Origin of the sequence: Mucilaginibacter achroorhodeus, assembly GCF_007846095.1 — a bacterium.
Taxonomy (GTDB): domain Bacteria; phylum Bacteroidota; class Bacteroidia; order Sphingobacteriales; family Sphingobacteriaceae; genus Mucilaginibacter; species Mucilaginibacter achroorhodeus.
The window spans coordinates 314,253-338,403 of the sequence record NZ_VOEI01000003.1 but is presented as its reverse complement, the minus strand read 5'-3'; the positions used below and the strand labels follow the sequence as shown (position 1 = coordinate 338,403).

Here is a 24,151-nt window from a genome sequence, read left to right as displayed (position 1 = left end):
ATGAACAAGTCGTGCTTTGATTAAGTTTAAAAAAATTAACTGAAACGATTAGGAATTATCGAAACGGATGGCTAACTTACTTGTCCCATGAATTTAAACGAAAGAAACCCTCAGTTGGGCTTCCATAGCGCAGACGGCGCTATAGTGCCCCTTGCCGAGTTGAATGTAAACAGCTTGCCTTATATCGGACTAACATCCGTTCAATTGTATCATCTTTTAGAACAAAAGATCAGCCGGGAACATTACGAAGAGTGTGCCCTTATACGTGATGAATTATCGCGCCGCACCGTTAAGATCAAACAAAAAAGGCAGCCGTAGCTGCCTGCATATTATTTACGTTTTTTAGGTTTTTCGCTTAGTGCTTTAGCTATAACCGGCTGCACCGCTTTTTCCATAATGGCATAACCATCTTTGTTAGGGTGTACACCGTCGTTACCTAATTCGGCGCGTAATCCATCACGGTCGTCTTTCATTAGGCTGTGGTAATCCAGGTAGTAAAATCCGTTCTTCTGTGCAAACTCTTTAAGCATGCTATTCAGCGTGATGATTTTTCCCGCAGGCTGCAAACCTGTTTTCCATGGGTAATCAAAAACCGGTAAAATTGAGCAGATCACCACTTTTATCTTATAGGTAGCTGCCAGTTGCGCCATAGTTTGTATGTTGCCGAATATCTGTTCGAGCGTTGCCGGCCCAGTGTTACCTGCTATATCATTAGTACCCGCTAATATGGTAACCACTGCTGGTTTAAGATCAATCACATCCTGCCTGAAACGCAGAACCATCTGAGGGGTGGTTTGTCCGCTTATGCCCCGGTCAATATAATTTTTGTTTGCCTCAAAAAAATCAGGATCAACCCTTTTCCAGCCTTCGGTGATCGAGTTACCCATAAATACTACCCGGTTGCCGGGATTAGCCTCGGCCATAACCTTGGTATTTTCTTCCTGGTATTTGGCCAGGTTTGGCCAGTCTTGCGCTGCGGAACGTTTGTTTATAAAAGCGAACAGTGCCAAAACTAAAAGTGTTTTTTTCATGGTAATAATTGATATTCTCAAAAATGGTATAAAAATTGTTTATTGTTGAATATTATTCTTAATAATTGTGAGCACTCAGGATTTTCATCAGCATATAGAGCGGCTTAAAGCCCAAACAGATAAATTAAAAGATACTTTGTCTGCTTTTCATGCCAATTATACTACACTTCAGTTTGGAATGAATCGTTTGCAAAACGAACTAAAGAGGTCGAGAGAAGAATTTGAACAAATAACCTATAATATTGAGTTGCCAACCGCACCGGTTATTCAAATGAAAACTCCAAATAAAGATGATCAACAACTTACTGCATAATTGAATTTGCAAAATATACAAGCCGCCTGTTACAGGCGGCTTTTTTTATGCCTGTTAGTGTATTTTAATTAATTCTTAAATTTTTATATTTGGTGATCAATTATTATTTGTCTAAATTACATTTATGCAATTATCAAGTAAATTACTGTATAGTATAGCCATTGCTGTATTAGTGTCAGGAAAATTAACGGGGCAGTCGTTAAAGATGCAGCCGGTAAGTTTTGCCAAAGTGAATATCACTGATAATTTTTGGGCACCGCGTATAAAAACCGTCAGTAGGGTAACTATTCCGGTTTGTATTGAGCAAACGGAAATAAAAACGCCCCGCATCCGTAACTTTGAAAAAGTTGCACACAAACAGGGCGAAAAACACGAAGGTATTTACTATGATGACTCTGATGTTTACAAAGCTTTAGAGGCAATAGCGTATTCACTAAAAAATCATCCGGATCCAAAGTTAGAAGCTAAAGCAGATGATTGGATAGATAAGATCGCTGCTGCACAACAGCCCGATGGCTACTTAAATACGTATTACACCTTGCGCAATATGGATGGCCGCTGGACGGACATGGAAAAGCATGAAGACTATAATGCCGGCCATTTGATTGAGGCTGCCATAGCTTATTACAATACCACTGGTAAACGCAAGTTGCTGGATGTGGCTACACGTGTAGCTGATAATATCGACAGCACCTTTAGGCAACAGAACAGGCATTGGGTATCGGGCCACGAAGAGATAGAGCTTGCGCTTGTGAAACTATACCATGCTACCGGGAAGGTGAAATATCTTGACCTTGCCGACTGGTACCTGCAGCAACGCGGGCACGGCTATGGCAAAGGCATGATATGGGACAGGAAAGATATGGGTGTAAAATATGCCCAGGATGACGTGCCTGTTAAAGATCAGAAACAGATAGAAGGGCATGCCGTACGTGCCATGTATCTATATACCGGCGCGGCAGATGTAGGTGCTGCAAAAAGTGACCCTGGTTATATGAACGCCATGCAAAACGTTTGGCAGGATGTAGTTTACCGCAACATGTACATTACAGGCGGCATAGGCTCATCAGGCAATAATGAGGGTTTTACAATAGATTATGATCTGCCTAACGCAGATGCTTACTGCGAAACCTGCGCTTCGGTAGGGATGATTCTATGGAACGAGCGTATGAACTTGCTTACGGGTAATGCAAAATACATAGATGTGCTTGAACGCAGTTTATATAATGGAGCGTTAGACGGCCTGTCATTAAGTGGCGATCATTTCTTTTACGAGAACGTTTTACAGGCCAACGGCAATCACAGCCGCAAAGAATGGTTTGGTACTGCATGCTGCCCGTCTAACATAGCAAGGCTTGTAGAATCATTAGGTAATTACATTTATGCTGCAAACGATAACGCTGTTTGGGTGAATCTTTTTGTCGGCAGTAATACCACCGTTCCGCTAAAAAACGGTAATGTGCAGATAAGCCAGCAGACAGAGTACCCATGGAAAGGTTTGGTTAACATAAGCATTTCTCCTGATAAGAATAAGAAGTTCCCGCTTTATGTACGTATACCGGGCTGGGCTACTAACAAACCTGTGCCGGGCGAAACTTATAAATATGCTAAAGTTACAAACAAACCGGTTACGCTTAAACTTAACGGCAGGCCAATAAAATTTACGATGAGTAACGGCTACGCAGTGATAAACAATACCTGGAAAAAAGGTGATGTAGTAAGCCTTGACCTGCCGATGCAGGTAAATCAGATAACAGCTATTGACAGTATCAAGGACGCAAGAAACAAAGTAGCCCTGCAACGCGGGCCGTTAGTTTATTGTGTAGAACGGTCGGACAAGATCAACAATCCTGCAGATATAACTATCCCTAAAAATGCTGTCTTTACCTCCGCCTATAATAAAGATTTGTTGGGTGGCATAGTAGAATTAAAAACAAACCTGCCAGGCAAAGGAACCCTGACGGCAATACCATATTACAGCTGGGATAATCGTGGTAAATCTGATATGATGGTTTGGTTGCCGGTGGGAGAGTGATAGTTATTATATTCCGTAATGCTCAATCACATCTTCAGGCACCTTTATACCGCGGCCTGTTTTAATGTCGATCATTACATAATCGAAATAACCGTCGCAGCAAACTTTGCCGGTAGCTTTGCTGGTTAGGGTGAAGGCAACCCGGCAGCCTTTATCATTAACGCTTTCTATGCCTGTACGCACTTTAAAGTATTCGCCCATGGTAAGGGCGCGTTTGTAGTCAACATGAGCTGTACGGACTACCCAGCCAAACCCGCGCTCCATAAATTTTTCCATGCCCATCCCATAGCAGGTTTCCATTTGCTCATAACGTGCAGCCAGTACGTAATCAAAATACTTGCTGTTATGCACATGCTGAAACATATCTATATCATCGGGGCGTACACGGTGTTCGGTCTCAAAAGTGCTGTATGGCATTAATTCAAAAGTTAGAATTCAAAAGTAAAAAGTAAAATCGGGAGTTGTTGTTTTAATTGGAGGCATTGTTACCATAGCATGGACTATTAAACCTGCTTGCTTTTCCATTTGCCTCTCTTAAATAAGATGTAAGCTGCAATGGTTAAACCTATCTCTGAGACCGGCAAGGATATGAAAACCCCTGTTGGCCCCATAGTAAAATATTTAGCAAGCAAGTAAGCAAGCGGTATCTGAAAAAGCCAAAATGTAAAAAAGTTTATCTTGGTGGGTGTCCAGGTATCGCCGGCGCCGTTGAAAGCGCTGGTAAAAACCATACCCATACCGTAAATGATGAAAGCGCCGCTAATGATCTTCAATGCTTTTGCTGCAACGCTTTTAACATCTTCATCTTCGGTAAAAAAGGACGCAAACAAATGCCCGCAAGTGAGGAATAATATAGTTACAACCCCCAGGAAAACTGCCGTGTACCTGATGGTCTGGAAAACGGATTGCTCTGCTCGGTCCACCCGGCCTGCACCAAGGTTTTGACCAACCAGCGTAGCAGCGGCATTACTTAAACCCCAGGCAGGCAGCATAAAGAACATCATTAGCCTAAGTGCTGTTTGGTAGCCTGCAGAACCTTTGTCGCCGCCGGTCGTTGCAACAAGTTCAGCCAAAAATATCCAGCTGCAACTGGCTATAATGAACTGTAATATACCTGGTGCAGCAACTTTAATTATGGCTTTTATCTGGTCCCAGTCTGGCACCAGGTAGCTTATCCTTACGGTGAGTGCATTTTTGTTGTTGAACAAATTATAAATCTGGTACAATACCCCTAAACTGCGGCCAACCGTAGTGGCTATCGCTGCGCCTGTTAAACCAAAAGCAGGGATAGGGCCTAAACCTCTGATAAAAATAGGGCAGAGGATGATGTTGGCGATATTGGCTATCCACAAACTGCGCATAGCCACCGCGGCGTTACCGGCCCCGCGGAAAATACCGTTGATAAGGAATAGTAATACAATGATGATGCTTCCGCCCATCATAATGCGTATAAATGTTTCACCATGGATGGCGGTATCTTGCGAGGCGCCCATTAGCAACAGCAGGTCGCGGCCGTGTAACAGGCCTATAATGCTGATAACAAGATTTACAAATACCGCAATAATAATGGTTTGCATACCCGCTTTTGAAGCCGCTTCAGGATTTTTCTCGCCAATTCGGCGGGCAACCACGGCAGTAGCCGCCATGCTGAGGCCAATAGCTAATGAATAGATAACCGTAAGCACAGACTCGGTTAAACCAACGGTTTGGATGGCTAGGGCGCTATTTGGCAGGTGGCCAACAAAGTACAGGTCTACCAATGCGAAGACGGATTCCATAGCCATTTCCAGCATCATGGGTATAGCCAGTAGTACAATAGCGCGTTTTATGCTGATGCTGGTAAGGTCAACATGCTCACCTTTTAGGGATTGCTTTAGTACCGTGAAAAATGAAAGTGCCTTGCCTCTGGCGGCATTTATTGGTGACATAGTTTAAGCCTGATTATTGTTTGAGTGAATAAATATAAGCTTTACGGCGCAAAGCAGTAAAACGTAACTCAGGCAAAATTAACCGGAAAGTTTTGACCGGAGCAATATGATAAGGACATATTTAAGGGCTGATTGCGACAAATGCTAAGTAAAAGTTCAAAAGTGAAACTCTAAAATATTCCTGATTTATAGAGAGATACCTTAAATCAACCTTTTGAATTTTGAATTTTTACTTTTGACTTAAAAGTTTATCTTTGCACCACAATTAACAAAAGTATACACGCTTTAATATTATTCAGGTAATGTATTTAAGTAAAGAAGCAAAGGCTGAGATCTTTGCAAAACATGGTAAAGGCTCAACTGATACAGGTTCTGCCGAAGGTCAGGTAGCATTATTCACTACCCGTATTGCACATTTAACCGGTCACTTGAAAAACAACAAAAAAGATTTTTCAACCCAGTTATCACTACAAAAAATGGTAGGTAAACGCCGTGCATTATTGGCATACCTTTACAACAAAGACATTGAAAGATATCGTGCTATCATCAAAGCGCTACAGCTTAGGGATATCATCAAATAACTTTACAAGTTTTTAATAAAAAGCCGTCCGCATGTTAGGATGGCTTTTTTAATTTAGCATCTTATTATACACACATAAAAAACCGGTTTGCTCCTGAAGATGAAAAGCAAGCCACAACACAAAAAAGATGAGTTTAAACGTAATTAAAAAGGTTATTGATTTAGGTGACGGTCGCACCATTGAGATCGAGACCGGTAAATTGGCCAAACAAGCTGATGGTTCTGTAGTAGTTAAAATGGGTGATACCATGTTATTGGCTACGGTAGTATCATCTCCAGAGGCAAAAGAAGGTGTCGATTTCCTTCCGCTATCTGTAGACTATCAGGAGAAATACGCCTCTACAGGCCGTATCCCCGGTGGTTTTTTACGCCGCGAGGCACGTTTATCAGACTACGAGGTTTTGATCTCTCGTTTGGTTGACCGCGCTTTGCGCCCGATGTTCCCTGAAGATTATCATGCCGATACGCAGGTAATGATCAGCCTAATCAGCGCTGATAAAGATATTATGCCTGATGCGCTTGCTGGTTTAGCTGCATCAGCAGCGCTTGCTGTTTCTGATATTCCATTTAATGGCCCAATATCAGAAGTGCGTGTTGCTAAAATTGATGGCCAGTTGGTTATTAATCCTACTCTTAGCCAATTAGCTAACGCTACCCTTGAGTTTATTGTTGCCGGTAACGAGCACGATATCAACATGGTGGAAGGCGAGAGTGCTGAGATACAGGAAGAAGAACTGGTTGAAGCAATTAAATTTGCGCATACAGCAATTAAAATTCAGTGCTTAGCACAAAAAGAGTTAACTATTGAGGTTGGTAAAACCGAAAAACGCGTTTACAGCCACGAGCACAGCAATGATGAGCTTGAAAAAGCCATCTACGCCGCTACTTATGATAAGGTTTATGCTACCGCAGGTGAAGCGTCTGCAAAGGATGAGCGCGCAGCTAAATTCAAAGCTATCCGTGATGAGTACATTGAGAGCTTGGGCGAAATAGATGACATCACTAAATCATTAGCAAAAAAATACTATCACGATGTGGAATATGATGCTATCCGTAACCTGGTATTAGACGAGGGCAAACGCCTCGACGGCCGTAGCACTACCCAGATTCGCCCTATATGGAGCGAAGTAGGTTATTTACCATCAGCACACGGTTCAGCCATATTTACACGTGGCGAAACTCAATCGCTTACCACCGTTACTTTAGGTGCTAAAGACGATGAGCAAATGATCGATGGTGCTTTCATCAACGGTTATCAAAAATTCTTGTTACACTATAACTTCCCTGGTTTCTCAACCGGTGAGGTGCGCCCTAACAGAGGTGCGGGCCGTCGCGAGATCGGTCACGGTAACTTGGCTATGCGTTCATTAAAACGTGTATTGCCTTCAGGTGACGAGAACCCATACACTATCCGTGTTGTATCTGATATTTTAGAATCAAACGGTTCTTCATCAATGGCTACCGTTTGTGCCGGTACATTAGCTTTGATGGATGCAGGTGTTAAGATAACTAACCCGGTATCTGGTATTGCAATGGGTTTGATCACCAACGAAATGGGTACTAAATATGCTATCCTTTCAGATATCTTAGGTGATGAAGACCACTTAGGTGATATGGACTTCAAAGTAACCGGTACTAAAAACGGTATTGTTGCTGTACAAATGGACCTAAAGATCAAAGGTCTGTCATACGAAGTATTAAGCAACGCACTTAACCAGGCTAAAGATGGCCGTTTGCACATCCTCGGCGAGATGGCTAAAACCATGTCTGCTCCGCGCGAAGATTACAAACCACATGCTCCACGTATCGTATCTATCAAGATCGATAAAGAGTTTATTGGCGCTGTTATAGGGCCCGGTGGTAAAATTATCCAGGAAATGCAACGCGAAACCGGCGCAACTATCTCTATCGAGGAAGTTAACAACGTTGGTATCGTTCAAATATTTGCCGATAATAAAGCCGCAATTGACGCTGCGTTAACCCGCATCCGTAACATTGCTGCTAAACCGGAAGTGGGCGAGATATACGAAGGTAAAGTAAAATCAATTATGCCTTTTGGTGCATTTGTTGAGATTATGCCTGGTAAAGATGGTTTATTACACATCTCTGAGATTGATCACAAACGTTTCGAAAGCATGGATGGCATCTTCCAGGTTGGCGACGAAGTGCGTGTTAAATTACTTGATGTTGATAAGCAAGGTAAATTGAAGCTATCTCGTAAGGCATTACTGCCAAAGCCGGAGCAAAATAAACCCGCTGAGAATAAATAATATCATTTTCAATATGAGAAAACCCTCTTAATGAGGGTTTTCTTGTTTTTGCAATGGAAATTTGAAATTTTTTAAAACAAAATTATCGCTTTGCTGGTTTCCCGTTATTAAGGATAATTGTGGATTTAGCCGGGCCCTAATTTGAAAATGTCATCTACTACTAACGACCCTTTAGATTTTCTCAGTAATGCGAAGGGGATGCCAGCCGGTGAACAAACCGACCTGATCCAAAAGCTCCTGTACGAAATCATCAGGGTTAAGGAACTTATCGCTTACTACGACTCCATTCCAAATGGTGCAGGGCAGCTCGGCTCCTCTATTTTGAATGAGTTGGTGACCGAGGCCTATAATTCATTAGTTAACTACGATACCGTACTAATGAAAAAATACTATGATCTATTGCTGAATTGCGACTGATTTTTAATGAGTGAAGGATTGAATTGGTGAATTTCAATCAATAATTCTATACTTCAGTAATTATTAAACTTCCCCAAACACCTTCTCGCGTAACTCGTCTGAAATTTCGTCCGTTATTTTGATGATATCTGCCGCTTCCTGTGTGTTGTTGATCACTATTTTATCGCAGCTTTCACGATAGGGTAGCAGGTACTCTCTGTAAGAAGGCACTACGTGGTTTACCCATTTGTAGTACGCATCTTCATTGGAGTAGCCACGTTCTAAAAGGTCTCGTTTAAGGCGGCGCTGCAAGGCTACTTCTTCGTCGGCATCAATAAAGATGGTCATATCCAGCACCTCAGCTATTTTTTTAAAATGGAGGATAAATAATCCTTCCACCATAATAATAGGTGCAGGTTTAATCTCCAAAAGCTTCTTGGGCGCGTCAGGATTGTTAAAGGTGTATTCTTCCTTAGTGAACGATTCTCCATTCAAAAGTTTGAAAATATCGCTCTCAAAATGCTCATGATCTATAGTCGATGGCAGATCAAAGTTGTATAGCTTATTTTCCTCTTTGGTCATGGCATGCCCAACCGGGAAATAATAATCATCCTGCGATACCAGGCACACTTCATCAGCTGTAAAGTGTTCCAGAAAGCATTTTAAAAAGAAAGTTTTACCGGATCCGCTTCCGCCGGCAATGCCAATAACATAAGGTTTATTCATTTGGAGTACCGTAGCTGATATTTACCTGGAAACGTTTGTCTAAGGCGCCTAAAGCTGATGCGACATTTTTAGTCATCACCACAATTGCATCACGGGTTGATTCGCTATCAGTAAAGCGGCCTACAACCTTTGCAAAGGTAACCTTACCATTCATAGGGTTGGTAATGCGCATCACAGTGCCAATAGGGGCTGTGCGGTGCAGTATAAGTTTTTTATTAGGATCAAGGCTGGTATCATCTATCCAGGTAGCTACACCTTTTTCATTTTTTTCGAACAAACCGTATTTAGAGGAGATATGCCTGTTAAGGCTGTCAGCAGCTATGGTGCTGCTGTCGCCCCTGCTGATATCCTGGTGAGCAACCGGCGTGGCAGTTGCATCTTGTTGAGCCTGTGCTGGCTGTACGCCATTGGGCACTAATAAAACCTGGCCCGGCGTTAGGTTGGTATTGCTCAGCTTGTTAAGGCTGGTAATAGCATCTACTGTGGTGCCGAAGCGTTTGGCGATAGAGTAAAGGGTTTCATGCGCCGATACCTTGTACTGCTGCTGTGTTGCTGCTGGTTGTTGCGGTGCAGTTTGCTGTTGCTGAACAGGCGCTGGCTGTTGTGCGTTTACAGGTGATGTTTTGGCTTCCTCCTTTTTTACCGGGGTTTGCGGCTGTTGCTGCACGGGGTTTGTAACAGGAGGGGTGGTTACTGGCTTCGCCTGGGATTTTACCTGTGCCTGTTGCTCTGTTTTTGGGGCAGGGCCTGTACTCTCCACAATTGAGCGCTCTGTTGGCACTTTAATAATATGTCCAATTTGCAGGCTGGCGTTATTATTAAATTGTTGTATCACCTTGGGGCTAACGCCATAACGGCGACCGATCGAATAGTAATTATCTTTTGGATCAAGCTTATGCAGGATCACTTTTTTACCATTGTTATTTTCAACACCTATCGAATCTGCAGGCATCGCACCGGCAAAAGTTGCAGCTGAAATAACCATTAGCGAAGATGATATAAGCAGTTTTTTCAATATCCTCATAAATTAGTGTCCCCGGTAATTTATAGTTGCACGGCCATTAATCGGGCCTTATCTTTTATATAAACCAGGACGTTGTTATGTACTACAAACGCCTCGGGTTGTAATTTTTGTATGTTGCTGTTCAACAAATCTTGATAAACAATTTGCTGATCCATCATAACATACAAGTGCTGTTGCAGCACATCGCTTTTTAGCGAGTGCAAAGATATAATTATATACCCATTATGGCTGATGTAATGTACCATATTTCCGTACGGCTGCTCAGGTAATATGCCCGGTAACACATCCTGCTCGGCAACCATCTTAGGTATGACGATGTTATTTGCTAAAGGTTTATCCACTTCAGCCGAGAAGTTTTTAAGTACGCGTCCATCATTTACAGAAATCAACTCCAATTTTTTAGGTTGAATATTAGCATTGTAAACGGCCGGGCCATTAGTAGTAAGATAATCGAATATCAAACTATAGTTTGCCCAACGCTCTTTCCCGGTTTTGGCGTCTATCGCTATCAAGCCCTTATGTTCAGGACTGCTTTGGTGTTTATAATAATGTAGCAGTATTACGCCGCTATAAGCAGCTTCTATACCGGTAAGCCACCGTTCTGGCAAGGTGAAGTTTGAGAAGTAACATTGCCCATTTTGTAGATCAAACGAGGCAAAGCTGACTTGCTTATCCAACTCATTCCTTATTTCAAGTGCAAGCACGTTGTTTCCTTCATCGATCTCCATCCGCCAGATGTGACCTTCAAATAGGTGCGATATAAACGGTTGTAGCAGTGTCATTATACGTTGCAAATATGCCCATTAATATTAAAACCTGGTACATTTGATAAACAATGCCTAATGGAGGCTGTTATCACAAAAACTAAAAAAACAAACAATGGACGCTGAAAAAATAAGCCTTGAAGAAGGTAAAGTAAAACCGGTTGTAGATCATTTAAATGACCTGTTAGCCAATTATCACATACATTATCAAAAACTACGTGGCTGCCACTGGAATATTAAAGGAAACAATTTTTTTACCCTGCATTTAAAGTTTGAGGTGCTATACACAGATGCGCTTACTACCATTGACGAGTTAGCAGAGCGTATCTTAACACTCGGCAAGCCGCCTTACAGCACCTTTAACGATTACATATCAAAATCGAGCATCAAAGAAATTAATACCATTGGTATGAAAGATACCGCTATGGTTAAAGCTTTAATTGAAGATATGGCGACATTGATTAAAATGGAGCGTGAAATTTTAGATGTAACTGCTGATGCAGGCGATGATGGTACCAATGATATGGTAAACCGTTTTATGCAGTTTAAAGAAAAAAATACCTGGATGCTTCGTTCCTTCGTTAACGAGGATTAAGGCGAAGCCTCCAGCCTATTGAAAGGGGAAACTTTCAATAGCATGATTATAAAAGAAGAAGCCCGTCTAAAGTATAGACGGGCTTCTTCTTTTAACAAAATATTCTGCTATCCCTACAGGGAGCTGCGTGCTAAAAGCGGTACCCCAAAGTTAAATAACCGTTATTATTTGAGTTACGAAGTAATGCATAAGGGCTTGCTGTACCAAGGTCATATGCAAACTGCGTGCGGTCGCCTGATGAATGGGTGTAAGTAGCATCAACATAATAACTGCCAAAACGGAAGCCTAAACCGCCGCTAACGGTTTTTATATCAGATGCAATGCTTTTATCCTTGTTAGGGCTACCCATGATACCATAACCACCACGAATAGATAAGAAATTGGTTGCTCTTATTTCGGCACCAACTCGTGCATTTACGGTAGAACGATAAATGCTTTTGATATCTGGATTGTCTATTACGTCAGCGTTGTAGCTGTCGTTGCTGCTCAAATGTGCAGATGCATAATCGATGTATTCGACGTCACCTGTAATAAAACCTATGTTCTTAATAAATACTGCGGCGCCACCGGCAGCTTTCCATGGTGTACGCAGGTTATAATTTAAATTATAGTTACCTGAATTGCCTTCCAATGCCTGGCCGTTATTAATGGTAGAAGAAATGCCTTCTTGAAATGAATCGTCAATATTGTAGAAGGTTGGAGAAGTAATGTTAACACCTAACCTGACACTTTCCACCGGTTTGTAAATTGCGCCTAACCGCGCTGAAAAACCAGTACCACGAGTTATTTGACTTTGTGAATAAGCAGATGTGTAAGCATTACTTGTGCCATTAATAGTTCCGTCTTCATAAAAAGTGTTATAAGCGTTATAACGGAGATCAGAAAAACTTAACGCCAAACCTAAGTATAGTTTGTTGCTATAATTAGCGCCTATGGAAAAATCCACTGATGACAATCCACCTTGTTTTTCAGAATAATATTCCTGGCCAACAGCGCCGGGAGCAGAGTTACTCACGTAAGGCGCAGTGCCCGTCCTCCCGATAAGGCCCTGTGCAAGTGCCATTCCACCCAATGTACCTTGATCTGTACCAAAATTATTAGCCTGGCCGGCAAAATAATCATTTATAGTATTATTTGCATTTGAAGCCGCATAACGGAAATTACCATACAAATCATTTGTGCGGCCGTAACCAACGCCATAATTAACGCTAAGCCAACCCTTGGTTTTATCAGCACCCCGTGCTTTGGTCAGAGGATTGTATATGACTACACCTGCATGTGCCAGATTAAATGTATTTTTATTATCGGTGGCGCCTTGCCCAAAGTAAGTTGATTTAGTTTTTGCGCCATCTAATTCCGGCGTTACACTAATTTCAGATCGGGTAAAAAAGCCTAAACCCGCAGGGTTGCCTGTTAGATTGCTCAAGTCACCACCTAAGGCTGTACCGGCGTTACCCACCGCTTTCACACGAGAAGTTGATCCCGGTTGGCCAGTAGAAAATCTGATAGCATCTTGCGAATATTGCGCAAACGTATTTTCTGTAAAAGCTACTATAGCAATTACGCTAAGGATATATTTAAGTTTCATAAAATGATTAAGGTTGATGTGTTTTTAGTTTCTAACCGGTCTACCGCCGCCGCCGCCTCTCATGGAGCCACCGCCACCGCCACCGCCAAAACTGCTCGGCGAAGGAGTAGGAGCTGGTCGTTGAATTTGCTCTGGTTGGTAAGTTGGGCGTTCACCTCGTGTCGGGCGCATGCTACCATTATTGTTGCCAAAACCTGGTCTTGCCGAGCCACCCATACCGCCACCCCTTGCGCCGCGCATACCTCGCTCAGGTATATATCCTATACCATTTGAGTAACCACCGCTGCTTCCAACCGGGCGGGCATTGTAACCCCCAAATGCACTTCTGCTGGCGTTATAACCTGTACCGCCGCCTGCTGTTCCGTTACCTCTGTACGGTCTTGCGTTGCCTCTGTTAAATGCAGAGTATCCGCCCCAGTAGCCTCCGCCTCCATAGCCGTATCCGGTTCCCCAGAAAGAGTAGGGGGAATAAAATCCGCCGTAACCCCACGGGCCGCCCCAGCCATAGCCCCATGGCGAACCCCAGCCATATCCTCCCCAGCCAAAACCTGCATTCCATCCAAGTCCGTAGCCGCCCCACGGGCCGCCCCAACCGTAATTTAAGCCAAGCCCAAAGCCGCTGCCATAATAAGGATAACCGTAGCCATAACCCCAATAGCCTGTATCATAATAGCCGAATGGTGAAAAATAACTGAAACGGTTTATACGCGATGCATAATTATCGTAATAAAAATAATCGTCATCGTCATTATATTCATCGTTATTAGCAACCTCTTGTTGGTAGGCAGTATATTCTGGCGCCTCAACAGCTGTGGCCTTTGAATAGTACATATCATCCCCATTTTGGGTGTTAGAAGCTGTCTTATTAACAGAGCAGGAATTCAGCGCAATTGCGCCGATTGCGATAATTCCCAGGACAAGGTTCCGTTTCATATAGTGGAGTATAAAAGTTCGGTTCAAATAAACGTATAAATTTATAAATTTGGCACCTGCTAAATGTTAAAATCAGGTCAAATACTATTCCAAAAGTAAATATATGAGCAAAGGTGTCATCAGCAAAGACGAAGATTATTCGCAATGGTTTAACGACTTAATAATTAAATCTGACATGGCCGAGTATTCGCCCGTGAGAGGATGTATGATCATTAAGCCGTACGGCTATTCTATATGGGAAAAAATACAGGCGACGCTCGACAAAATGTTTAAGGATACCGGGCACGTAAATGCCTATTTCCCGTTGCTCATTCCTAAGTCTTTCTTCTCAAAAGAGGCCAGCCACGTAGAGGGCTTCGCTAAAGAATGTGCTGTTGTAACACATTACAGGCTCAAGAACGATGGAGATGGTAATATTATTGTTGATGAGGAGGCAAAATTAGAGGAAGAGCTTATCATCCGCCCTACATCAGAAACCATTATATGGAACACCTATCGTGGCTGGATACAAAGCTACCGCGATCTACCTATCCTTGTTAACCAATGGGCCAACGTAATGCGCTGGGAAATGCGAACCCGCCTGTTCCTGCGTACCAGCGAGTTTTTATGGCAGGAAGGCCATACTGCTCACGCTACTGCAGAAGAAGCTATTGCTGAAACCGAGCAAATGCTTGAGGTGTATGCTGAGTTCGCTGAAAATTTTATGGCATTGCCCGTTGTGCGCGGCCGTAAAACCCCTAATGAGCGTTTTGCCGGTGCTTTAGATACCTATTGTATCGAGGCTCTAATGCAGGATGGTAAAGCGCTTCAGGCGGGTACTTCTCACTTTTTGGGACAAAACTTCGCCAAAGCTTTTGATGTGAAGTTTACCAATAAAGAGAACGTACAGGATTACGTATGGGCAACCTCATGGGGGGTATCAACCCGTTTAATAGGTGCATTGATCATGTCGCACTCTGATGATGCCGGTTTAGTATTGCCTCCTAAATTAGCTCCAATACAGGTAGTAGTGGTGCCTATTTACAAGCACGATGAGGAGTTGGCTAACATCACCACATTTGTAAATTCGCTTAAGAAAGAGCTGGTTGCTAAAGGCATCTCTATCAAATTTGACAATCGCGATACGCATCGACCGGGCGCCAAATTCGCAGAATATGAACTTAAAGGTGTACCGTTACGCGTTGCTATCGGCAGCCGCGATATGCAGAACGGAACAGTTGAGCTTGCCCGCCGTGACACCAAAACTAAGGAAACCGTTGCTCAAGAGGGCTTAGCTGCAAAAATTGAAGCTTTATTAGAGGAAATTCAAGCCAATATTTATAACAAGGCTGCAGATTTCCGTACTGAAAATACTGTTGATGTAAACGATTACGAAGAGTTTAAACGTTTGTTAGATGAAAAGCCCGGCTTTTTATCCGCCCATTGGGATGGCACTGCCGAAACTGAGCAACTTATAAAAGATGAAACTAAGGCTACAATACGTTGTATACCTTTGAACAATAAGCAGGAAAAGGGTACTTGTATCCGTACCGGCAAGCCGTCTACACAGCGGGTGCTATTTGCAAGGGCTTATTAATTGTCAAATAGTTTATGGTTGATAGTTCATAGTAACTTGACAAGCCATGAACCATTATCTATGAACTATCAACTTTGAAAAATGAAATTCGCGACTAAAGCAATACACGCAGGGCAGGAGCCCGATCCAACTACCGGTGCTATAATGACGCCGATATACCAGACATCAACCTACTGGCAAAAATCGCCGGGGGATAATAAAGGTTATGAGTACTCGCGCGGAACAAATCCAACCCGTAAGGCTTTGGAAGATTGCCTTGCAGCTTTGGAAAATGCTAAATACGGTTTGGCATTCTCAAGCGGAATGGGCGCCACTGATGCAGTAATGAAGCTGCTTAAGCCTGGCGATGAGGTAATCACCGGTAACGACCTTTATGGCGGGTCATATCGTATCTTCACAAAAGTTTATGCTAACTACGGTATTAAGTTTCACTTCCTTGATCTTAAAGATCCGGAGGTAATTAAAGAATACATCAATGATAAAACCCGCCTGGTTTGGATAGAAACACCTACTAACCCAACCATGCAGGTTGTGGATATCGAGGCGGTAGGTAAGATAGCCAAAGCAAGCAATTTGCTTTTTGTGGTTGATAATACCTTTGCATCGCCATACCTGCAAAACCCTATTGATTTTGGTGCCGACATTGTAATGCACTCTGTTACCAAATACATTGGTGGCCACAGCGATGTGGTAATGGGCGCTTTGATGATGAACGACGAGGAGCTTTACAAACAGCTTTGGTTTATTTATAACGCCTGTGGCGCTACCCCTGGGCCAATGGATAGCTTCTTAGTGCTGCGCGGTATTAAAACGCTGCACCTGCGTATGAAAGCACATTGCGAGAACGGCCGGCAGGTTGCTGAGTTCCTGAAGGATCACCCACGTGTTGAGAAAATTTATTGGCCGGGTTTTCCGGATTCGCCGAACCATGAAGTGGCTAAAAACCAAATGCGCGACTTCGGCGGTATGATCTCTATCGTATTAAAGGATGCCGATCTGCAGGAGACTTTCCGCATTGCTTCATCATTTAAAGTGTTTTCATTAGCTGAGTCATTAGGCGGTGTTGAATCATTGATCAACCACCCTGTGAGCATGACCCACGGATCTATCCCTAAAGCTGAGCGCGACAAAGCAGGTGTGGTAGACAACCTGCTGCGTTTGAGCGTTGGTGTGGAGGATATTGAAGACCTCTTAGAAGATTTGAAACAAGCTTTAGCTTAATTATCAAGGCGATATATAATAATTGAATTACGGCACTAAACCATTGTGGCTGGCGGCCATCTTATGTGATATAAACCACATAAACCATGACCCTGAAAATCACATTAAAAGTATTAGTGCTCTTCGTAATTATTTCGTTTTCTTCTTGCGCAATGTTTGATCCTATTGCAAAGGTTAACCTTAACTCTTTAAAATTGGGGATGACCAAAGAGGAAGTGAGGGCAACAATAAAGAAAAGGCCTGATAATATCATTGCAGCCAAAAGAGACGCCGAAACCGAAAACCTGATAGAAGTTGTGCAGTATACACAGGAAGTAGACCCGGTAGGCACTTATTGGTTGTATTTTGAAAACAATAAGCTTACCAAATGGGAGAAAGCTACTATATGGCGACAACCCGAAATATAAACCAGGTTGCCTGGTAGGATCTAAACAGCCGGCACAGCAAGAGATTTCTTGTTGTCCCGGCTTTTGTTTTCTCGATCGAATTTATGAGTGAAAATTTAAAGTCTTTTCTCGAAGAAAAAGTAGCGCAATATAACCGCCCCGAGTTTATTGCGAACGACCCGATAGTGATTCCGCATGTGTTCAGCAAGAAACAGGATATCGAGATCATGGGATTTTGGGCGGCAACACTTGCCTGGGGGCAGCGTGTCACCATTATCAAGAAATGCAAGGAGTTGATCGAGTTGATGGATGGCGCACCTTATGATTTTATCATCAACCATGAAGAACCGGATCTAAAAAAACTACTTCATTTTAAGCACCGTACATTTAACGATATTGATACACTGTATTTCATAGCTTTCTTTAGATGGCATTATGAGCGATTTGATAGTTTAGAAGATGCATTTGTACCTGTCGATAAACCTGTCATTCTGGATGATAATAAAGCATCTGTTCATGAACAGATGCTTCGTCCCACTCAGCATGACAAAACTGAAAAGATTGAAAGATATCTCAATCATTTCCGTTCCTATTTCTTCTCTCTACCCGACTATCCGCATCGCACAAAAAAGCACGTTTCCTCGCCATCACAAAAGTCGACCTGCAAACGGTTGAATATGTTTCTGCGCTGGATGGTACGAAAGGATAATGCAGGCGTTGATTTTGGTATCTGGCAAAAGCTTACGCCCGCCGACCTGATATGCCCCTGCGACCTGCATGTTGACCGTGTAGCCCGCAAGCTAAAACTCATCACCCGCAAACAAAACGATTGGCAAACGGCCAATGAATTAACAGAACGTTTACGCCAGTTGGATCCGACAGACCCCGTGAAATATGATTTTGCACTGTTCGGCCTTGGTATTGAAGAACGCTGGGGAATTGAGGGTGTTTTACCGGAGTTGTAGCGAAAAGGACAAACTCATGCTATGTTTGTATAATGGCATCAGAAGAATATCAACTATCAAACTTTACCAATGGTAAGAGCGAAATTACGCTTAGGCTTTTTGATCACCTCATTAAAGAGTTTGTAAAAGTCGGCTCTATAGAAGTTGTGCCGTTAAAAAGTATGATCGCAATTAATAACGGCCATAAACGCATTGCATGGGTAACGCAGTTGGGCAAAAACTTCGTCCAAATAGTTTTCCCGTTTAAACAACAGTATTCGGATAACCTTTGCTTTCAGAAAATAGCGCAAGTGCCGGGGCAACAGCAATACAATCATCATTTAAGGATATTTACAACTGATGATGTAAATGAAGAAGTTAAAAAGTTTATCAAACTTGCTTATCAACAGTAGCATAACTAAAAAAGTCCCGCGTTGCACAACGCGGGACTCGATTAAATATGAGGCTTTAAGCTTAAAAGCCCAAGCCTAATGCAAAGCCTTTAACATCACCGGCAAGCGTAGCACCTGCTGTAGCTGCCCCGGTAGTCAAATTTATTGTATAAACTTTTGTTACCCCATTTACGGTCAGCAACGCATAAGCTGTTCCGCTTGTTCCACCAATGTCAAAACCATTACTTGCTGATGCAGTTATGCCCAAAGGCCCAACTGGTACCAATGTACCAGAGTTTGGTGGATCTTGTTTATAAAGCATATTGGTTTGAGTGTCTATATCAAACAATGTTGTAGTAGCAGTACCGGCAAAATTGTTGGTATAGGCCGCAGCACTTACAGATGGCGTACCTGGTGATAAAACACCATCTACCGCTGCTATAGCGCCGTTGTCAGGGTTAACCCTAAGATTTTGGCCGGTGTTACTCACAATGCGTATCCTGTCTACTGCCGGGTTAAAGTCAAATCCAAACTGTGTTCCTGAAAGCAGGGTAGTAAAAGGTACCGTGCCAATTGCCGTTGCTGCGCCTGATGAAGTGTTGATCGTATATAATCTGCTGGTACTGCCCAAAGCATAAAGCTGACCGTTAACAGGTCTAAAATCAATACCAAGCACACTTTCTGATGCCGCCATACCGGTGATTGCTTTTGTTACAGGAACTGGGTTGCTTGGATTAAAAATTACGAGCTGATTGGTTGAGCTAATTGCATAAGCTACCGGCTGGGTAGGTATAGCTATTCCTCTGATAGATGCAGCAAAATCATTTTTTATTTTAGTTGCCTTCCCATTTTCCAGGTTAATACTGTAGAGACTCCATTTATTATTGCTTGAGAGGGTTGCGAGGGCATTTTTCCCATCGGGGCTAATATCGAAACCGCCGGTCTGCTGTACATCAGTACCAAGTTTACCAACTTCAACAAGGGTGCCGTCGTTAGGCGGGTCTTGCTTGTATAATTTATCATTGGTCGGATCAATTACATATAGTATCGTACTTGAGGAGCCTGCCTGATTGCCGGTGTAGCCAGCTGCGGTTACAGTAGCACCGGCTGCCCCATTTATCTTACCATCGGTTGCAGCAGCTAAACCTGTTTCAGGATTTAACCTGAGATTTTGACCAGTATTGGTTACTACACGAATTCTGTCAACCGTTGGGTTAAAATCAAAGCCCGCAGCAGTTCCGTCAAGTGCCGGAGTAAAGGGCGTTGTTCCAATAGCTCTTGCTGCAGCATTTTCAGTGTTGATAACGTATATGCGGCTGCTGCTTCCCAAACCATAAAGTTGACCTGTAGCCGGCCTAAAATCAATTGCAAGTATGTTTTCACCAGATTGCAAGCCGCTTATTGGTGTTTGTTTGGTGATCGTGGATACGTTTTTTGCATTCACAGCCAATAATTGGTTATCTGTAGTGATCGCAAAAAAAGCAAGGTCAGGGCCGGTTATTTGATCATCAACCGGGTCTACATTAACTCGATCCTTTTTACAGGATGCGGATAAAATGATGATGATTGCTGAGCATAGTAAACTCAGTCTTTTCGAATAAAGATTAAATATTTTCATGTTAGATATATCTTAATAATTTACGATGTAAATAGCCGACAAGGCGGACTTTAAGGGATAGTAAATTAAAATATATCCGGAGGCGGAATGGTAATAGAATTGAAATAAGAGGTTTTATAATTATTGTTGTAGGCAGTGAGATGTACGAGCTGAGTACCCGATATAACAGGCGAGCAATAAGCTTTGACCATGTCAAAGAAATTTTCCTTTTCCGACGTAGTTTGCTCTGCCTTTTTTTCAGTGGAATCTTCTTGTGAACCGGTAGAAAATTCTTTTATGAAGGGTTTAAGATGTAACGCTAAAGGGGCTACAACTTTGCAACTGATGGCAGCAATTATAATGATGCCAAGAGCAATTCTTAAAAGTAAGTAGCGATCATGTAGTGTAGTTATCACGTACCAATATTAAGCCTAAATGCTTTACATAGATACGCTTATTGGTATTGCCCAGTTTTAACAAGCCAATTAATAATCACAACCATTGGTTGTTGTGATTAAGCCTCCTGGTTAAAAAATACTTTATAATAATTCATGGCTTTCCCATCGTCAAAGCCTTTCTCAATCAGATCTTTATTGCCATGTATGTAAATATGGAAGTTTTTATCCAGCTTTAAAACGCTCTTGTAAACACGCGCTTGTTTTTTAACGGCATTGTCGGATATCTCAAAGGTATCGGCAATTTTGGTATCAAATTCTTCTTCGTAGCTATTTTTGAATGTCTTAAATGACTCAATAGCTTCAGGGTTGCTGATCACTTCGTCTGCAAATTCGTCCAGATCAAATGTTTCCTTTTCTTTAAAGTACTTCATTGATCGGTTAAGCAGATCTATTTTATCTGCCTTGGTCATTTCAAATTCTTCGTCGAGCTTGTTGGTCACAAAGTTTTTATAAACACCCAGAGCATTGCTGGTTTGATTAAAACTATCGTTACGGATCTTTAGTTGCAGAAATTCATCTTTCCAATACACGGCAGCTTCCTGCCCGCCAGTGGCTTTATCTACCACAACCACTTTGTAGCCGTTTTCTTTCTCTACGTTAAAGATCAATACGCCTTTATCAAGCTTATTGATGTTGATTGCATCCTGCTCATAATCAACAGCAAAACCACCTTTGTCGGGATATACTTTTAAATAGGTTTCTTTGTTCTCTGATTTAAAAATGCCAATGGCATCAAGTAATTCGCCTTCTATCTGCACGTTGTTAAAGTACACCACATAGAGCTCACCGCCCTTAATATTAGGGTGCGTGCTTGAGGCATACAGGTGCTTTGCCATTTGCTCAGATGCCTCATGAAACTTTCCCTTGTCATCAAAAACAGCAGTGGTAAAATGGTGGACCTCATTAAGGGCCAAATCGTCACTGCTATGCATAAGGTGGTAAACTTCGTTTGCTTTCTCAAAAGGCTTTAGAAAATATTGAAGCAGGAGTGGGCCTATCACATCATCTTTAAGTTCCAAAGGCTGTGGCGAAAGGGAATACATTTCGCCTTGTGATGGATTGCCAACATGATGAACGGAGATTATACCGAGCGAAGCTTCAAAAAAGGTTACCATAGTGATGCGAAGGTAGATATTTGTCATTGAGTCATTGAAGTCATCGAGTCATTATTTTTAAACATCACTGACAGGAATATGACTTAGGAACATTGCGCCGAAATAACGATTTTTGCGCGGGTAATACGGGAATAACCAAATGACCCATTGATCCAATGACTCAAACAGAAGATACCATAGTTGCACTGGCAACGCCCAGCGGCGCAGGCGCCATAGGCGTTATTCGCTTATCAGGCCCCGAAGCAATTACAATTGCCAATAGTGTATTTAAAGGGAAAGACTTAACTAAGCAAGCTACCCATACGCTGCACTACGGTAGTATTATTGATGGCGATGTGATATTGGATGAGGTGGTGGTTTCACTTTTTGTTGGCCCAAAATCCTACACGCGTGAAAACGTTGTTGAAATATCTTGCCATGGTTCTAACTTTATTATTGAATCGATAATTAAGCTCCTGATAAAAAGAGGGGCGAGGGCAGCCAAGGCAGGTGAGTTCACCTTAAGAGCTTTTTTAAATGGCCAGTTGGACCTTTCGCAAGCGGAAGCCGTTGCTGATCTTATTGCTTCAAATTCAAAAGCTTCGCAACAGATTGCTTTGCAGCAATTAAGAGGTGGTTTCAGTAACCAATTAGCCCAGTTAAGAGAGCAACTTGTGCAGTTTGCTTCGTTGATCGAGCTGGAATTAGACTTTGCTGAAGAAGACGTTGAGTTTGCAAATCGCGATCAATTAAAGCAATTGATCTACACGATAAATAAGATCATCAGTGATCTTATACAATCCTTTGAGCTTGGTAACGCTATCAAAAATGGTGTAAATACAGTAATAGCCGGCAGGCCAAATGCAGGTAAATCTACATTATTAAACGCGCTTTTGAACGAAGAACGTGCCATTGTAAGCCATATAGCTGGTACTACAAGGGATACGATAGAAGAGGTGCTGAACATCAACGGTATAAATTTCAGATTGATAGATACTGCCGGGATACGTGAGGCCACAGACACTATCGAGCAGATTGGTGTTCAAAGAACAATGGAAAAGATCAGTCAATCGGCTTTACTTATATACGTATTTGACGCTGCAGAAATCAGTATCGATGAATTAAACAATGATCTCGAGCGTTTAAGGAAGCCAGGTGTTGAAATGCTGGTAGTAGCTAACAAAGCGGACCTTTTGAACGACGAACAATTATTAAGCTTACCACATACAGACAGAGCAATAGTGATTTCTGCAAAGGAAAAACAGCAGATAGATGAGCTCAAGAACAAGATCTACAACGCCGCCATTAAAGAACAACTAACGGGTCATGAAACACTTGTAACCAATATACGCCACTTAGAGGCCCTTCAAAAAACGCAGGAATCATTGACGAGGGTTCTGAACGGCATGGAAAACGTCACTTCCGATTTCCTATCAATGGACATCAAGCAAGCCCTGCACTACCTCGGCGAAATAACCGGCGCCGTTACCACAGATGATTTATTGGAGAATATATTTAGTAAGTTTTGTATCGGTAAGTAACCAAATATACATGCTTTATTTTTCCAGATACCATGATGATATGTTACTCCAGATATAATATTAAAGCAAGTTTAACTTTTCTAAAATTGCCTTGAGGAAAGTTAAACTTGTTTTACTAAATAATAATATCTGCCTAAGCTACTAAAGCGCCTCTGAAACCACTTCAGTAACTTCTGGCACCATACGTTTTAATAAGTTCTCAATACCTGCTTTTAGCGTAACAGTTGATGATGGGCAACCGCTGCATGAACCACGAAGTTCAACAGTAACTACGCCTTCGTCAAATGAGCGGTAAGCGATAGCGCCACCATCTTGCTCTACGGCCGGTCGGACGTAATCGTTTAATATCTGCTGAATTTTAATTTCGGTTTCGGTACCTTCAAATTCAACGTTGGTATCCTGCTCAACCTCCTGTACTTTGTACTCTGCTTCAACAGCGCCTTTAACAAACTCTTTGAGGATAGGTTGAATATCATCCCAATCGGCACCTTCCGTTTTGGTTACGGTTACAAAGTTGCTGGCAAAGAATACGCCGTTGACAAAGTTAAACTTGTACAGCTCCTTAGCAAAAGGCGACTTTTCCGCACTTTCTTTGGTAGGATAGTCAACACTGCCGTTGATCAGCAACTTGTTCACAATGAACTTCATGGTTGCCGGATTTGGAGTAGCTTCAGTATATACGTTGATATTCATCTTTTCTAATTTATAAGTAGAACAAATATAAACAGGCTTTTGGTTTAAGCATCCATACACTTGGCT

25 protein-coding genes are annotated in these 24,151 nt (G+C 42.3%); 13 read left to right on the top strand and 12 right to left on the bottom strand.

Features of this window, described 5'->3' with window-relative positions:
- Window positions 1-87: 87 nt before the first annotated feature.
- On the top strand, window positions 88-318 hold the full coding sequence (locus FPZ42_RS11220) for an oligoendopeptidase F family protein (RefSeq protein WP_146271378.1): 231 nt from the start codon (window positions 88-90) through the stop codon (window positions 316-318).
- An 11-nt stretch (window positions 319-329) separates the two neighbouring features.
- On the opposite strand, the gene FPZ42_RS11215 is transcribed toward FPZ42_RS11220, so the two are convergent.
- Window positions 330-1,031, bottom strand: coding sequence for an SGNH/GDSL hydrolase family protein (locus FPZ42_RS11215; protein ID WP_146271376.1), 702 nt, complete (start codon window positions 1,029-1,031; stop codon window positions 330-332).
- A gap of 67 nt (window positions 1,032-1,098) precedes the next feature.
- On the opposite strand from FPZ42_RS11215, the gene FPZ42_RS11210 reads away from it, so the two are divergent.
- Together FPZ42_RS11210 and FPZ42_RS11205 are read left to right on the top strand one after the other, a co-directional pair.
- On the top strand, window positions 1,099-1,344 hold the full coding sequence (locus FPZ42_RS11210; protein ID WP_146271374.1) for a hypothetical protein: 246 nt from the start codon (window positions 1,099-1,101) through the stop codon (window positions 1,342-1,344).
- 124 nt (window positions 1,345-1,468) lie between these two features.
- Window positions 1,469-3,379, top strand: coding sequence for a glycoside hydrolase family 127 protein (locus FPZ42_RS11205; RefSeq protein WP_146271372.1), 1,911 nt, complete (start codon window positions 1,469-1,471; stop codon window positions 3,377-3,379).
- 6 nt (window positions 3,380-3,385) lie between these two features.
- Here FPZ42_RS11205 and FPZ42_RS11200 read toward each other — a convergent pair whose 3' ends face one another.
- Window positions 3,386-3,796, bottom strand: coding sequence for an acyl-CoA thioesterase (locus FPZ42_RS11200; RefSeq protein ID WP_146271370.1), 411 nt, complete (start codon window positions 3,794-3,796; stop codon window positions 3,386-3,388).
- An 86-nt stretch (window positions 3,797-3,882) separates the two neighbouring features.
- The gene (locus tag FPZ42_RS11195) at window positions 3,883-5,307 is read right to left on the bottom strand and encodes an MATE family efflux transporter (RefSeq protein ID WP_146271368.1); all 1,425 of its coding nucleotides are present in this window, start codon (window positions 5,305-5,307) and stop codon (window positions 3,883-3,885) included.
- A gap of 302 nt (window positions 5,308-5,609) precedes the next feature.
- Here FPZ42_RS11195 and rpsO point away from each other — a divergent pair, with 302 nt between their 5' ends.
- From rpsO to FPZ42_RS11180, 3 genes are all read left to right on the top strand, one after another.
- Window positions 5,610-5,888, top strand: coding sequence for a 30S ribosomal protein S15 (gene rpsO, locus FPZ42_RS11190; RefSeq protein WP_146271366.1), 279 nt, complete (start codon window positions 5,610-5,612; stop codon window positions 5,886-5,888).
- A gap of 127 nt (window positions 5,889-6,015) precedes the next feature.
- The gene (pnp, locus tag FPZ42_RS11185) at window positions 6,016-8,157 is read left to right on the top strand and encodes a polyribonucleotide nucleotidyltransferase (protein ID WP_146271364.1); all 2,142 of its coding nucleotides are present in this window, start codon (window positions 6,016-6,018) and stop codon (window positions 8,155-8,157) included.
- 147 nt (window positions 8,158-8,304) lie between these two features.
- Entirely contained in the window at window positions 8,305-8,574 is a 270-nt protein-coding gene (locus tag FPZ42_RS11180; protein ID WP_146271362.1) for a hypothetical protein, read from the top strand.
- Between the two features lie 63 nt (window positions 8,575-8,637).
- Here the strand turns inward: FPZ42_RS11180 and FPZ42_RS11175 are convergent, their stop codons facing one another.
- From FPZ42_RS11175 to FPZ42_RS11165, 3 genes are read right to left on the bottom strand one after another with little or no spacing between them, the layout of a single operon-like run.
- Window positions 8,638-9,279, bottom strand: coding sequence for a uridine kinase family protein (locus FPZ42_RS11175; protein WP_146271360.1), 642 nt, complete (start codon window positions 9,277-9,279; stop codon window positions 8,638-8,640).
- A complete protein-coding gene (locus tag FPZ42_RS11170) occupies window positions 9,272-10,303 on the bottom strand; it encodes a LysM peptidoglycan-binding domain-containing protein (protein ID WP_146271358.1) in 1,032 nt (343 codons plus the stop codon). The genes FPZ42_RS11175 and FPZ42_RS11170 overlap by 8 nt, the downstream gene beginning before the upstream one ends.
- Before the next feature lie 20 nt (window positions 10,304-10,323).
- The gene (locus FPZ42_RS11165; protein ID WP_146271356.1) at window positions 10,324-11,085 is read right to left on the bottom strand and encodes a DUF4905 domain-containing protein; all 762 of its coding nucleotides are present in this window, start codon (window positions 11,083-11,085) and stop codon (window positions 10,324-10,326) included.
- Between the two features lie 97 nt (window positions 11,086-11,182).
- Here FPZ42_RS11165 and FPZ42_RS11160 point away from each other — a divergent pair, with 97 nt between their 5' ends.
- Entirely contained in the window at window positions 11,183-11,662 is a 480-nt protein-coding gene (locus FPZ42_RS11160) for a Dps family protein (RefSeq protein WP_146271354.1), read from the top strand.
- A gap of 130 nt (window positions 11,663-11,792) precedes the next feature.
- Here FPZ42_RS11160 and FPZ42_RS11155 read toward each other — a convergent pair whose 3' ends face one another.
- Window positions 11,793-13,250: an OmpP1/FadL family transporter gene (locus tag FPZ42_RS11155; RefSeq protein ID WP_146271352.1), complete on the bottom strand. Its 1,458-nt coding sequence runs from the start codon at window positions 13,248-13,250 to the stop codon at window positions 11,793-11,795.
- A gap of 24 nt (window positions 13,251-13,274) precedes the next feature.
- A complete protein-coding gene (locus tag FPZ42_RS19455) occupies window positions 13,275-14,183 on the bottom strand; it encodes a hypothetical protein (RefSeq protein WP_146271350.1) in 909 nt (302 codons plus the stop codon).
- A 103-nt stretch (window positions 14,184-14,286) separates the two neighbouring features.
- Between FPZ42_RS19455 and proS the strand changes: the two genes are divergently transcribed.
- The 5 genes from proS (at window position 14,287) to FPZ42_RS11125 (ending at window position 18,723) form a co-directional block, all read left to right on the top strand.
- The gene (proS, locus tag FPZ42_RS11145; protein ID WP_146271348.1) at window positions 14,287-15,759 is read left to right on the top strand and encodes a proline--tRNA ligase; all 1,473 of its coding nucleotides are present in this window, start codon (window positions 14,287-14,289) and stop codon (window positions 15,757-15,759) included.
- 81 nt (window positions 15,760-15,840) lie between these two features.
- Window positions 15,841-16,980, top strand: a complete 1,140-nt coding sequence (locus FPZ42_RS11140) for a cystathionine gamma-synthase (protein WP_146271345.1) — start codon at window positions 15,841-15,843, stop codon at window positions 16,978-16,980.
- Window positions 16,981-17,066: 86 nt separating this feature from the next.
- Window positions 17,067-17,387, top strand: a complete 321-nt coding sequence (locus tag FPZ42_RS11135; protein ID WP_146271343.1) for a hypothetical protein — start codon at window positions 17,067-17,069, stop codon at window positions 17,385-17,387.
- 83 nt (window positions 17,388-17,470) lie between these two features.
- Entirely contained in the window at window positions 17,471-18,331 is an 861-nt protein-coding gene (locus FPZ42_RS11130; RefSeq protein WP_146271341.1) for a TIGR02757 family protein, read from the top strand.
- 32 nt (window positions 18,332-18,363) lie between these two features.
- On the top strand, window positions 18,364-18,723 hold the full coding sequence (locus tag FPZ42_RS11125) for a DUF5655 domain-containing protein (protein WP_146271339.1): 360 nt from the start codon (window positions 18,364-18,366) through the stop codon (window positions 18,721-18,723).
- Window positions 18,724-18,784: 61 nt separating this feature from the next.
- On the opposite strand, the gene FPZ42_RS11120 is transcribed toward FPZ42_RS11125, so the two are convergent.
- The 3 genes from FPZ42_RS11120 to FPZ42_RS11110 form a co-directional block, all read right to left on the bottom strand.
- Window positions 18,785-20,320: a DUF4394 domain-containing protein gene (locus FPZ42_RS11120; RefSeq protein ID WP_146271337.1), complete on the bottom strand. Its 1,536-nt coding sequence runs from the start codon at window positions 20,318-20,320 to the stop codon at window positions 18,785-18,787.
- A 65-nt stretch (window positions 20,321-20,385) separates the two neighbouring features.
- Entirely contained in the window at window positions 20,386-20,715 is a 330-nt protein-coding gene (locus FPZ42_RS11115; protein WP_146271335.1) for a hypothetical protein, read from the bottom strand.
- Between the two features lie 98 nt (window positions 20,716-20,813).
- Window positions 20,814-21,872, bottom strand: coding sequence for a nucleoid-associated protein (locus tag FPZ42_RS11110; RefSeq protein WP_146271589.1), 1,059 nt, complete (start codon window positions 21,870-21,872; stop codon window positions 20,814-20,816).
- Window positions 21,873-22,027: 155 nt separating this feature from the next.
- Here FPZ42_RS11110 and mnmE point away from each other — a divergent pair, with 155 nt between their 5' ends.
- A complete protein-coding gene (mnmE, locus tag FPZ42_RS11105) occupies window positions 22,028-23,392 on the top strand; it encodes a tRNA uridine-5-carboxymethylaminomethyl(34) synthesis GTPase MnmE (RefSeq protein WP_146271333.1) in 1,365 nt (454 codons plus the stop codon).
- 141 nt (window positions 23,393-23,533) lie between these two features.
- Here the strand turns inward: mnmE and FPZ42_RS11100 are convergent, their stop codons facing one another.
- Window positions 23,534-24,085: a NifU family protein gene (locus tag FPZ42_RS11100; protein WP_146271332.1), complete on the bottom strand. Its 552-nt coding sequence runs from the start codon at window positions 24,083-24,085 to the stop codon at window positions 23,534-23,536.
- Window positions 24,086-24,151: the final 66 nt, after the last annotated feature.